This is a genomic window from Clostridium sp. 29_15, from assembly GCF_001916075.1.
GTDB classification, from domain to species: domain Bacteria; phylum Bacillota; class Clostridia; order Clostridiales; family Clostridiaceae; genus Clostridium; species Clostridium lentum.
On the sequence record NZ_MNRT01000021.1, the window covers coordinates 104,486 to 116,823 of the forward strand.

Sequence of the window (12,338 nt, forward strand, 5' to 3'; positions counted from 1 at the left end):
TACTTAATTATCAATTAGCAGCATTTTTTATATCTCTATTTTTGATACTTTTATTTTTTTACGTTATAATATAAGAAATAATTATTGTTAATAGATAATTGTATTATTTATAGCTTATAAAAGTTGTTGAGTAATAATCAAGATATTAGTTAAAGATAAAATATAAATAATAGAGCAAAGGATGAGGTGTTTTATGGATTATAGAGAAATAATAGAGTCAAATGATTCAGTGATAATAAAAGGTGTTAAGAATTTTAACATTAAACAAATATTGGAATGTGGACAGTGCTTTAGATGGCAGAGAGTTACTGATACTGATTATATAGTTGTGTCTAATAGGAGAGTAATAGAGATTACTCAAGAAGATGAACAGGTAATAATTCACAATACTAATATGGATGACTTCAAAAATATATGGGAAAATTATTTTGATTTAAATACAGAGTATGGACCATTAAAAGAAGAGTTAAGTAAGGATGACTTATTAAAACAAGCTATAGAATTTGGTTATGGAATAAGATTATTAAACCAAGATCCTTTTGAAATGGTAATCAGTTTTATTATTTCAGCAAGAAACAGTATTCCTTCAATAATGAAGACTATTAAGAAAATTTCAGAAAAGTTTGGTGATAAGATAGAGTATAAAGGTGAAGTGTATCATGCTTTTCCAACACCAGAACAATTAAAGAAAGCAACACTTGAAGATATACAAGAAACAGGAGCATCTTTCAGAAGTAAATACATAATTGATACAATTTATAATATAAATAGGGCTTTAGAAGCAAAGAAATCAGGAAAGTTAACTGATGAATTAAAGATGTATGATTTAGAGTATATAATGTCACTTCCAACAGATGAATGTCATATTGCATTACAAGCTTTTAAAGGAGTAGGTGCTAAGGTGGCAGATTGCATCATGCTTTTCTCTATGGGGAAAAAGTCTGCTTTCCCAGTAGATGTATGGATTAAGAGAGCAATGATTCATTTCTATGTTGCACCAGATGTTTCATTAAATAAGATAAGAGTATTTGGTAGAGAGAAATTTGGTGAACTTTCAGGTTTAGCGCAACAATATTTATTCTATTATGCAAGAGAAAATAGTATTAATGTATAATTGGTAAAAATAGTCAATATATTTAGTGTATTGACTATTTTTTATAGTTTTAAATTACATAATTATGAAAATATATAATAAATTAACAAAATGTAGTATAATATTATGTGGAGTATTGAGAAGGATTTGATAGGGGGAAAAGATATGTTTCAATTTGAAACTCAACTTAAAAAACTTAAGCATGAGGTTCTAACAGCAGTAGCAAAACTTGCTAAAGAAGATAGTGTAACTTTAAATAATATTGAAAAGATTCCATATGAAGTTATTAAAGGGAATAAGCCCACATATAGATGTTGTGTATATAAAGAAAGAGCTATAGTTTTAGAAAGAGCAAAGCTTGCATCAGGATGTTTAGCTGATGGAGATAAGGTTGAGTATAAGCTTGTTGATATAAGGCCAGATGAACAAATAATGTATGTTATTGAGGCAGCCTGCGATAGATGTCCAATTAATAAGTATAATGTAACAGATTCATGTAGAAATTGTATTGCTCATAGATGCAAAGAAGCATGTAATTTTGGTGCAATAAGCATTGTTAATGGAAAGGCATATATTAATCAAGAGCTATGTAGAGAATGTGGAATGTGTAAAAAAGCATGTTCATATGATGCTATATCGGAAGTTATGAGACCATGTAAGAGATCTTGTCCTACTGGAGCTTTGGATATTAATCCTGAAGATAGAAGAGCAATGATAAAAGAAGAAAAATGTGTAAATTGTGGAGCATGTATGACAGCATGTCCTTTTGGTGCTATTTCTGATAAGAGTTTGATAGTACCAGTGGCTAAGAGGTTAGGTAGAGGAAGAAGAATGTATGCCATAGTAGCACCAGCAATTACAGGACAATTTGGAGCAGCAATGAATTATGGTAAGATTAGAAATTCCATTAAAAAGCTTGGTTTTGTGGATATGATAGAAGCTGCTTTAGGAGCTGATGCAGTAACTGTTCATGAAAGCAATGAGTTTATTGAAAGAATGGAAAATGGTGATAAATATATGACTAATTCGTGCTGTCCTGGATTTTTAAGCTTTATTGAAAAGACAGTATCTACTGAAGTAGGAAAGATTTCAGGTACTGTATCACCGATGGTAGCAACAGCTAAATATGTAAAGGCACAAGATCCAGAAGCAAAAATAGTATTTATAGGACCATGTACAGCTAAAAAAGCAGAAGCTATTAGAAATGGTGTTGAAGGTGCTGTTGATTATGTACTTACTTTTGAAGAACTTTTAGCATTATACGCTGCCTTTGCAGTTAATCCATATGAATGTGAGGAAGATGATGTTACTGATGGTTCTGTATTTGGTAGAAACTTTGGTATGTCAGGAGGATTGACAGCAGCTATAGAAAATTACGTTAAAGATAGTGGAGCAACCATTGACTTCAAGCCAGTAAAAGTTTCAGGTTTAGAATGTAAGAAGACAATGACCATGGCCAAAGCAGGTAGACTTTCAGGTAATTTTATAGAAGGTATGATGTGTGAAGGTGGATGTATAAATGGAGCTGGAACAATAGTTACACCTGCTAAAGCTAAGGCAGCCTTTGTTAAGATAAATAATGGATCTCCTATAAAAGCGGTAATAAAAAATGAAAAGTTAGAAAAATTTAAAGACATTAATCTTGAGAGAAAAGTTATAGTAAATAAGTGATTTAGAAAATATAAATCTTATGATAGAAATATACATCAAAAGATTTACTTTAAATGTAAAATATATAAAATTTTAAAAAATGAAGGAATGATAAGAAACATAGAGTAAATAAAATATAAATTTAAATATTAAGTTATATTTAACCATTAAAAGGCAATAATAAAAAAAGTAATATTTGAAAAGTAAGGAAAAAGGATATATTATAAAAATATAGATAGTAGCACTCTGAGATGGTGAGTGCTAACAAAAGTGATAGGAGGTATTTTTAAATGAATATTAGACCATTAGGAGATAGAGTTGTTATAAAGAAACTAGAGGCTGAATCAACTACAAAGAGTGGTATAGTTCTAACAGGTACAGCTAAAGAACAGCCACAAGAAGCTAAAGTTATGGCTGTAGGTCCAGGAGCTGTTGTAGATGGCAAAAGGGTAGAAATGGACGTAAAAGTTGGAGATAAGATTTTATATTCAAAATATGCAGGAACAGATGTAAAAGTTGCTGGAGAAGAATATATAATATTAAGACAAGATGATATATTAGCAATTGTTGAATAAAAAGGAGGATAATTATTATGGCTAAAATGATTGAATTTGGAGAAGAAGCAAGAAGAGCTATGCAATCTGGTGTTGATAAGCTAGCTAATACAGTAAAGGTTACATTAGGACCTAAAGGAAGAAATGTTATATTAGATAAGAAGTTTGGTTCACCATTAATCACAAATGATGGTGTATCTATAGCAAGAGAAATAGAATTAGAAGATCCATATGAAAATATGGGTGCACAATTAGTTAAGGAAGTGGCAACAAAGACTAATGATGTTGCGGGAGACGGTACTACTACTGCTACTCTTTTAGCACAAGCTATAATAAGAGAAGGACTTAAGAATGTTACAGCTGGTGCAAATCCAATACTTATAAGAAGTGGTATAAGAAAAGCTGTGGATGTGGCAGTTGAAGAAATAAAGAATATATCAAAGCCAGTAGCTGGTAAGGAAGATATTGCAAGAGTTGCAGCCATATCAGCAGCTGATGAAGAAATAGGAACTCTTATTTCTGATGCTATGGAAAAAGTAGGAAATGAAGGAGTTATCACTGTAGAAGAATCTAAATCTATGGGAACAGAATTAGATGTAGTAGAAGGTATGCAATTTGATAGAGGATATGTAAGTCCTTATATGGCAACTGATACTGAAAAGATGGAAGCATTACTTGATAACCCATTAATTTTAATAACTGATAAGAAGATTACTAACATACAAGAAATTTTACCAATACTTGAACAAATAGTTCAAAATGGTAGAAAACTTTTAATCATTGCAGAAGATGTTGAAGGTGAAGCAATGGCTACATTAGTAGTTAATAAGTTAAGGGGAACATTTAACTGTGTTGCTGTTAAGGCTCCTGGATTCGGTGATAGAAGAAAAGAAATGCTACAAGATATAGCAGTTTTAACAGGTGGAGAAGTTATATCAGAAGAATTAGGAAGAGATTTAAAGGAAGTAACTTTAGATATGCTTGGTCAAGCTGAAAGTGTAAAAGTTACTAAGGAAAATACTACAATAGTAAATGGAAAAGGTGAAAAATCACTTATTAAAGAAAGAATAAATCAAATAAAGACTCAAATCGAAGAAACATCTTCTGAATTTGATAAAGAAAAGCTTCAAGAAAGATTAGCAAAACTTTCAGGCGGAGTTGCAGTAATCAAAGTTGGAGCTGCTACAGAAACTGAATTAAAAGAAAGAAAGCTAAGAATCGAAGATGCTTTAGCAGCTACAAAAGCAGCTGTGGAAGAAGGAATTGTTCCAGGTGGTGGAACTGCTTATGTAAATGCAATTAATAAAGTAGCAGAATTAACTTCAGAAGTTGATGATACACAAGTAGGTATAAATATAATTGTTAAAGCTCTAGAAGAGCCAATGAGACAAATTGCTATAAATGCAGGACTTGAAGGTTCAGTAATCATTGAAAAAGTTAAATACAGTGAAGCAGGAATTGGATATGATGCATTAAATGATAAATATGTAAATATGCTTCAAGCAGGAATTGTTGATCCAACAAAGGTTACAAGATCAGCACTTCAAAATGCAGCATCAGTAGCATCTACATTCTTAACAACAGAAGCTGCTGTAGTAGATATTCCACAAAAGGAAGCTCCAGCACCAGCTCCAGGAATGGGAATGGATGGAATGTATTAATATAAAAAAACACCAAGCAAGTAAAATTGTTTGGTGTTTTTTTATATTTTCATTAAAGTTTTTATTTTTAATACATTATAAATTATTACTAAAATGTTAATAATTTTAATAATTATTATAAATATAAAGGAAGTGTTATATATTTGGAGATTATATTCATTGCAATTATTGGATTATGTATAGGTAGTTTTTTAAATGTATGTATTTATAGAATTCCACGAGAAGAATCCATTATATTTCCATCATCTCATTGCACCACTTGTAGCTATAAATTGCAGGGCTATGACTTAATTCCTCTTTTAAGTTATTTATTTTTAAAGGGGAGATGCAGAGGATGTGGCAAGAGGATATCTATTAAATATTCTCTTATTGAAATGCTCAATTCATTATTATATGTTCTTATATACTGTAATTATGGAAATTCAATTGATTCATTAAAAGGGTTTTTATTAAGTTCTCTTTTAATAGTTATTGCAGGTATTGATTTAAAAACACACTACATATATAAATCCACTACCATCTTTGGGATAGGAGCCTTTGTCTTTATAGAGATAATAGATTTATTAATTTCATGGCAAATACCCTGGGAAAATTTGTTAGCTGGAGCTTTAGGAGTAATAGTTATTGGAGCAATAGTATTTTTTACTGGAGGTATGGGAGAAGGTGATATTGAGATTGCTTTAATTATAGGATTATTTTTAGGTATTAAAGGGCTTATGCTTGCTTTGTTTATAGCATTTATTTTAGGAGGAATTATAGCTAGCATATTCTTGATATTAAAGTTTAAGGAAAGAAAAGCAGAAATAGCATTTGGTCCATACTTAGCTATAGGAGCAATTATTTCATTATTATATAGTACAGAAATAATTAACTGGTATATATCATTGATGAAAATATAGCATTTTTATTATATAATGAGGGAAGCTTTTACTAGCAACATTAGATTATAGGTATCATCAATGGTGGTAATTATAATAGGGTAAATTATGATATGTCAAAAGTGGAGAAAAATAGATTTGCTAGAGTTGTTTTAATGTTGACAATATAAAGTAAATACTCTATAATTAAAAAAAAAATCGCAAGGCAACAAACATTATGAAAACTTATATATACCCTGAATATGGCAGGGCGTTTCTACCGGAAACCATTAATTTCCGACTATAAGTAAGATTAAATGTCTTTATATCTTATAGAATAAGTTTAAGATTATTAGGCGTATTAACCTTACTTAAAGGTTAATGTGCTTTTTTTTACAATTAAATAGATTATATTAGCAATTATTACATATTTTTATATATTTGGAGGGAATAACAATGGCTCAAATTATTAAAACTGCTTACACATTTGATGATGTGTTATTAGTACCAAACAAATCAGAAATTTTACCTAATGAAGTTAGTTTAAAAACTAAATTAACAAAGAAAATATCATTAAATATACCATTAATGAGTGCAAGTATGGATACTGTTACTGAATCTAAAATGGCTATAGCTATGGCAAGAGAAGGCGGAATTGGTATAATCCATAAGAACATGACTATAGAAGAACAAGCTATAGAAGTAGATAGAGTTAAGAGACAGGAAAATGGCGTAATTACTGATCCAATATTCTTAAATGAAGATAACACAGTAAGACAAGCATTAGAATTAATGGCTAAATATAGAATTTCAGGAGTTCCTGTAACAAGAGGAACTAAATTAGTTGGAATAATAACTAATAGAGATATAGTTTTTGAAACAAACTATGATAAGACACTTGATGAAGTAATGACAAAGAGCCCATTAATAACAGCAAAGGAAGGAACTACTTTAGAAGAAGCTTTAGAAATCTTAAAGAAGCATAAAATAGAAAAACTTCCTTTAATAGATGATGATAACAATTTAAAAGGATTAATTACTATAAAAGATATTGAAAAGGCAAAGGCATATCCTAATGCAGCAAAAGATAGTAAAGGAAGACTTTTATGTGGAGCTTCAGTAGGAATTACTAACGATATGATGGAAAGAGTTGAAGCCTTAGTAAAAGCAAAAGTAGATGTTATTACACTTGATACAGCGCATGGACATAGTAAAGGTGTTATTGAAGGTGTAAGAAAAATAAAGAGTGTTTATCCAGAACTTCAAATAATAGCAGGTAATATTGCTACAGCGGAAGCTGTAAGAGACTTAGTTGAAGCGGGAGCTGATTGTGTTAAAGTTGGTATAGGACCAGGATCAATTTGTACAACAAGAATAGTTGCTGGTGTAGGTGTTCCACAATTAACAGCAGTTATGGATTGTGTAGAAGAAGGAAGAAAATATGGTGTTCCTGTTATTGCTGATGGTGGATTAAAGTATTCAGGAGATATAGTTAAGGCTTTAGCAGCAGGGGCACAGGTTTGTATGATGGGTTCAATGCTAGCTGGATGTGAGGAATCTCCAGGAGAAACTGAAATATATCAAGGAAGAACATACAAAGTATATAGAGGTATGGGATCTTTAGCAGCTATGGAAAAAGGATCTAGTGATAGATATTTCCAAAATGGAACAAAGAAATTTGTACCAGAAGGCGTTGAAGGGAGAGTTGCTTATAAGGGACCAGTATCAGATACTATATTCCAATTATTAGGTGGAATAAAATCAGGTATGGGATATTTAGGAGCACCAACATTAGATAATTTATATGAAAATGCTAAATTTGTGGTTCAAACTGCTTCAGGTATAAGAGAAAGCCATCCACATGATATCAATATAACAAAAGAAGCTCCAAACTATAGCGTTAGAGAGTAATACTATAAAAGGACATTAGGAGGATTTCAATGAAGAAAGAATTAATACTAGTGCTTGACTTTGGTGGTCAGTATAATCAGTTAATAGCAAGAAGAGTCAGAGAATGTAATGTATATTGTGAGGTTCATCCGTATAATTTAAGTATAGAAAAAATAAGAGAAATGAATCCAAAGGGAATAATATTTACTGGTGGACCTAATAGTGTATACGGTGAAAACTCACCGCTATGTGATAAAGAAATATTTAATATTGGAATACCAGTGCTAGGAATATGCTATGGATCACAACTAATGGCTTATTTATTAGGAGGAAGTGTAGCAACTGCTCCAGTTAGTGAATATGGTAAAACAGAAGTTAGTGTGGATGCAAAATCAAAAATATTTGAAGGTGTACAAGACAAGACTATATGTTGGATGAGCCATACAGATTATATAGAAAAAGCTCCAGAAGATTTTAATATAGTAGGAAGTACTCCAGTATGTCCTGTGGCAGCTATGGAATGTGTAGAAAAGAACTTATATGCAGTTCAATTCCATCCTGAAGTTATGCATACTAAAGAAGGAACTAAGATGTTATCAAACTTTGTGTACAATATTTGTAATTGTGCTGGAGATTGGACAATGGATTCTTTTGTTGAAAAATCAATTGAAGAAATTCGTGAAAGAATTGGTAATGGTAAAGCACTATGTGCATTATCAGGTGGTGTTGATTCATCAGTAGCAGCAGTTCTTTTATCAAAAGCAATTGGTAAGCAATTAACATGTGTATTTGTTGATCATGGTTTACTTCGTAAAGATGAAGGTGATGAAGTAGAAGCTATCTTTGGGCCAGAAGGACACTATGATTTAAACTTTATTAGAGTAAATGCACAAGATAGATTCTATGAAGCTCTTGCTGGAGTAGAAGATCCAGAAAGAAAGAGAAAAATTATTGGTGAAGAGTTCATTAGAGTATTTGAAGAAGAAGCTAAGAAAATAGGTATGGTAGATTTCTTAGTTCAAGGAACAATTTATCCAGATATAATTGAAAGTGGTCTTGGTGATTCAGCAGTGATAAAATCTCATCATAATGTTGGTGGGCTTCCTGATTATGTTGATTTTAAAGAAATAATTGAACCTTTAAGATTATTATTTAAGGATGAAGTAAGAAAAGCAGGATTAGAACTTGGTATACCTGAAAAATTAGTATACAGACAACCATTCCCAGGACCAGGATTAGGTATAAGAATAATTGGTGAAGTAACAGCTGAAAAGGTAAAGATAGTTCAAGAAGCTGATGCAATTTATAGAGAAGAAATTGCTAAGGCTGGTTTAGATAAAGAAATCGGGCAATACTTTGCAGCGTTAACTAATATGAGATCTGTAGGAGTTATGGGTGATGAAAGAACTTATGATTATGCAGTTGCACTTAGAGCAGTAACTACAAGTGATTTCATGACAGCAGAATCTGCTGATCTTCCATGGGAAGTACTTGGAAAAGTAACAACTAGAATAGTAAATGAAGTTAATGGAGTTAACCGTGTATTCTATGATTGCACAGGAAAACCACCAGCTACTATAGAATTTGAATAGTTGAAACTGAGCTGTAAAGCCTTTGTTTACAAGGGTTTTACAGCTTTTCCTTTAGAGGCAGTTCACTGAAATATCAAAACTGCTTTTTTATAAAGGTTGATTTTATTCTTTAAAAGAAATTGCTTAATTTTTTTTAAAATAAAGTAATAGTGTTTTACTTACAGTAAAAGAAATTACAGAACAAATAGCAGTTTCTATCAAAGCTTGTACACCAACCATAGATAATATTAATAAAAATGGATTAGTTAAACCAGTAGCTTGACTTAATCCTTGTATATATTCAGTATTATAAAAAATTAGCATTAATAAGCTCATGTAAAAAAATGTGTTTAGTAAAGGAGCTGATATGCTACCAATTAAACAACGAAAATTATCATGTTTTGGTAGAAGTTTTTTTAGACCTAAGACAATAGCTCCAGTGGATAATCCCATTAAAATACGTCCACCTACAGTAACAATAAAGCTACCAATAATACTGGCTGAGAACATAGCTTGTGTCATCAAGCCAGTGCTGGAAAATCCTTTAGCAAAACTTATAAGACCAAAGACTAAACTAAGTATTAGTCCTTCAATTGGTCCTAAAACAATAGCTCCTACTGCTACTGGAATGGAAAGAAGAGAGGCTGCAATAAATCCTAATTGCAGATAACCAAGTGGAGTATAGCCCATAAGTAGTTCTAGTGCAATCAATAAGGCCAATTGGCACATACGACGCACGTCAAAATTTAATGTTTTCATATTTAAATTACCTCCTGCTGCTGTCTCCTATAAAGTGGAGTATAGCGCATATTTTTTGTAAATCAGTTTTTATTCTACAATTATCATTAATTTTTTTCAAGAAGTACGAGGATTTTAAAGCTATAAAGAAACAAAAAATCATTTGTTGTTGACTTGGACTAGACTCTAAATGCTATAATCTGAAAAAAGATGTAAGATGATTATGATAATTTTTTTTGTGAAATAAAAGATAAGTTTTACAGGAATTAAGATAAATGTAATAAATAATATAACTTATGTAATGTTTTTTATGATAAAATATTAAAGTTAAATCAATAAAAAAAGAAATAAGGAGTTAACTATGGACATTATATTAATTTTTAAGGCAATAATACTAGGTATTGTTGAAGGAATTACAGAATGGCTACCAGTAAGTAGTACAGGACATATGATTTTAGTTGATGAATTTATCAAACTTAATGTGTCACCTGCATTTAAAGAAATGTTCTTTGTAGTAATTCAATTAGGAGCTGTAATGGCTGTTGTAGTACTTTATTGGAAAAAGTTGTTTCCATTTTCAACAAGTGAAAAATTCTTAGTAAAAAAAGATACTTTTCAAATGTGGTTTAAAATTGTAGTTGCATGTATTCCAGCAGCAATAGTAGGAATATTATTTGATGATAAGATTGACGAACTATTTTATAATTATCAAACTGTTGCATTAGCATTAATTATTGTTGGTATTGCATTTATTATAGTTGAAAAGAAAAATAAAGGAAGAGTGTTTATGAAAACAAAGCTTTCTGATATTACATATAAGGATGCAGTTATTATTGGATTATTTCAACTTATTGCAGCAATTTTTCCAGGAACATCTCGTTCAGGTGCAACTATAGTTGGTGCAATAATATTTGGAGTTTCAAGAGGGTTAGCTACAGAATTTACTTTTTTCTTAGCGATACCAGTAATGTTTGGGGCAAGTTTACTAAAAATATTAAAATTTGGACTTACATTTACAGGAACTGAAATATCAGTATTATTAATTGGTATGATCGTAGCTTTTATAGTATCTATGATATCAATTAAATTCCTAACAGATTATGTTAAAAAGCATGATTTTACTGTTTTTGGATGGTATAGAATAATCTTAGGAATAATAGTTATATTATATTTTTTAGGAAAGACATTTATTTTTTAATATATATTTAAAAGTGTATATATGGAAATAACTTTCGATATTAGTTAATAAAAAGGAACTGTCACAATAGCGGATAAAAAATCTGTTAGCGATAGTTCCTTTTCTATATTTTTATAAAATTTAAGGAATATTTTATGATATATATAGACATTATTTAAAAATAGATTGAAGAAAAATTACAAATTAGTATAAAATAAATATGTGAAATAAGTTTAAAGAATTTTTTATATTTAAAAAGTTATGATAAAATCAAATAGGATAAGTTGGAAAAGGGGAAAAAAATGGACTTTAAAAAGAAAAAAAAAGATGGAGTTATATTTGCATTATTGATTGTTATAGTAATATCAGGAGCACTTATATTAGGCAGAGATAAAATATTTACTTCAGAGGTAGATAATAACATACACTTAGAAGATGAAAGCAATATAGTAACTGAAGGAGAGACTGAAAAAGCATCAGATAATAATGAAGAATTAGAAAAATTACTGAACATAAAAAATAATTCCTTAATGATGTTAGTAAATAGAAATAATACTTTAAGTTCAGATTATGTACCAGATGAACTTGTCTTAAGTGAAATAGACTTTGTAAGTTATATTGAAACAAGATATTTAGCAAAATCAACAGCTGAAGCTGCAAAAGCAATGTTTGAAGCAGCAAAGGAAGATGGCATAACTTTACTTGGAGCTTCAGGATATAGATCTTATGAGGTACAAGAGAGCCTTTATAATTCAAGAGTTGTAAATGAAGGACAAGAAGAAGCAGATAGGTATACAGCAAAACCAGGGCAAAGTGAACATCAGACAGGATTAGCTTTAGATATATTAAGTGAAGATTATCAAGATATGGATGATAATTTTGATTCTACAGAAGCTTATGCATGGCTTAAGGAAAATTGTTATAAATATGGCTTTATCCTTAGATATATGAAAGGAAAAGAGAATATAACAGGTTTTTTATATGAGCCATGGCATTATAGATATATAGGAAATAGTGAAGTGGCAAAAGAAATTATGGATAGGAATTTAACTTTTGAGCAATATATAGAAGAATTAGATGCAAAAATTCAAGAGCTAAGTTAAAGATATAAAGATTTTATTGTTAAAAATTTATACAAATAGATAAA

At 30.3% G+C, this 12,338-nt stretch carries 10 protein-coding genes and 1 riboswitch; of the genes, 9 read left to right on the forward strand and 1 reads right to left on the reverse strand.

The window, feature by feature from the left end; translation table 11 throughout:
* Window positions 1-193: 193 nt before the first annotated feature.
* The 7 genes from BHW04_RS03725 (at window position 194) to guaA (ending at window position 9,297) form a co-directional block, all read left to right on the forward strand.
* Window positions 194-1,114, forward strand: coding sequence for a DNA-3-methyladenine glycosylase family protein (locus BHW04_RS03725; RefSeq protein WP_302698927.1), 921 nt, complete (start codon window positions 194-196; stop codon window positions 1,112-1,114).
* A gap of 144 nt (window positions 1,115-1,258) precedes the next feature.
* Window positions 1,259-2,764: a 4Fe-4S dicluster domain-containing protein gene (locus tag BHW04_RS03730; RefSeq protein WP_302698928.1), complete on the forward strand. Its 1,506-nt coding sequence runs from the start codon at window positions 1,259-1,261 to the stop codon at window positions 2,762-2,764.
* 269 nt (window positions 2,765-3,033) lie between these two features.
* Window positions 3,034-3,318, forward strand: coding sequence for a co-chaperone GroES (gene groES / locus BHW04_RS03735; protein ID WP_022212081.1), 285 nt, complete (start codon window positions 3,034-3,036; stop codon window positions 3,316-3,318).
* Window positions 3,319-3,335: 17 nt separating this feature from the next.
* Window positions 3,336-4,958 carry a chaperonin GroEL gene (gene groL / locus BHW04_RS03740; protein WP_022212082.1) on the forward strand — a complete coding sequence of 541 codons (1,623 nt, stop codon included), beginning with the start codon at window positions 3,336-3,338 and terminating at the stop codon, window positions 4,956-4,958.
* Between the two features lie 143 nt (window positions 4,959-5,101).
* Window positions 5,102-5,857 (forward strand): prepilin peptidase, encoded by a 756-nt coding sequence (locus BHW04_RS03745; RefSeq protein ID WP_302698930.1) that lies wholly within the window; start codon window positions 5,102-5,104, stop codon window positions 5,855-5,857.
* Between the two features lie 184 nt (window positions 5,858-6,041).
* Window positions 6,042-6,139: riboswitch (purine riboswitch) on the forward strand.
* Window positions 6,140-6,271: 132 nt separating this feature from the next.
* A complete protein-coding gene (gene guaB / locus BHW04_RS03750) occupies window positions 6,272-7,726 on the forward strand; it encodes an IMP dehydrogenase (protein WP_022212084.1) in 1,455 nt (484 codons plus the stop codon).
* A 29-nt stretch (window positions 7,727-7,755) separates the two neighbouring features.
* Window positions 7,756-9,297: a glutamine-hydrolyzing GMP synthase gene (gene guaA / locus BHW04_RS03755; RefSeq protein WP_022212085.1), complete on the forward strand. Its 1,542-nt coding sequence runs from the start codon at window positions 7,756-7,758 to the stop codon at window positions 9,295-9,297.
* A gap of 123 nt (window positions 9,298-9,420) precedes the next feature.
* Here the strand turns inward: guaA and BHW04_RS03760 are convergent, their stop codons facing one another.
* Window positions 9,421-10,035 (reverse strand): ECF transporter S component, encoded by a 615-nt coding sequence (locus BHW04_RS03760; protein WP_302633266.1) that lies wholly within the window; start codon window positions 10,033-10,035, stop codon window positions 9,421-9,423.
* Window positions 10,036-10,375: 340 nt separating this feature from the next.
* On the opposite strand from BHW04_RS03760, the gene BHW04_RS03765 reads away from it, so the two are divergent.
* Window positions 10,376-11,212, forward strand: coding sequence for an undecaprenyl-diphosphate phosphatase (locus tag BHW04_RS03765; protein ID WP_022212087.1), 837 nt, complete (start codon window positions 10,376-10,378; stop codon window positions 11,210-11,212).
* 281 nt (window positions 11,213-11,493) lie between these two features.
* Window positions 11,494-12,294: a M15 family metallopeptidase gene (locus BHW04_RS03770; RefSeq protein WP_022212088.1), complete on the forward strand. Its 801-nt coding sequence runs from the start codon at window positions 11,494-11,496 to the stop codon at window positions 12,292-12,294.
* Window positions 12,295-12,338 lie beyond the last annotated feature (44 nt).

Bases quoted from the DNA above. Each gene is read 5' to 3' on its own strand.
- guaA (WP_022212085.1), top strand. From the start codon at position 7,756: ATGAAGAAAGAATTAATACTAGTGCTTGACTTTGGTGGTCAGTATAAT.
- guaB (WP_022212084.1), top strand. From the start codon at position 6,272: ATGGCTCAAATTATTAAAACTGCTTACACATTTGATGATGTGTTATTA.
- BHW04_RS03730 (WP_302698928.1), top strand. From the start codon at position 1,259: ATGTTTCAATTTGAAACTCAACTTAAAAAACTTAAGCATGAGGTTCTA.
- groES (WP_022212081.1), top strand. From the start codon at position 3,034: ATGAATATTAGACCATTAGGAGATAGAGTTGTTATAAAGAAACTAGAG.
- groL (WP_022212082.1), top strand. From the start codon at position 3,336: ATGGCTAAAATGATTGAATTTGGAGAAGAAGCAAGAAGAGCTATGCAA.
- BHW04_RS03725 (WP_302698927.1), top strand. From the start codon at position 194: ATGGATTATAGAGAAATAATAGAGTCAAATGATTCAGTGATAATAAAA.
- BHW04_RS03770 (WP_022212088.1), top strand. From the start codon at position 11,494: ATGGACTTTAAAAAGAAAAAAAAAGATGGAGTTATATTTGCATTATTG.
- BHW04_RS03765 (WP_022212087.1), top strand. From the start codon at position 10,376: ATGGACATTATATTAATTTTTAAGGCAATAATACTAGGTATTGTTGAA.
- BHW04_RS03760 (WP_302633266.1), bottom strand. From the start codon at position 10,035: ATGAAAACATTAAATTTTGACGTGCGTCGTATGTGCCAATTGGCCTTA.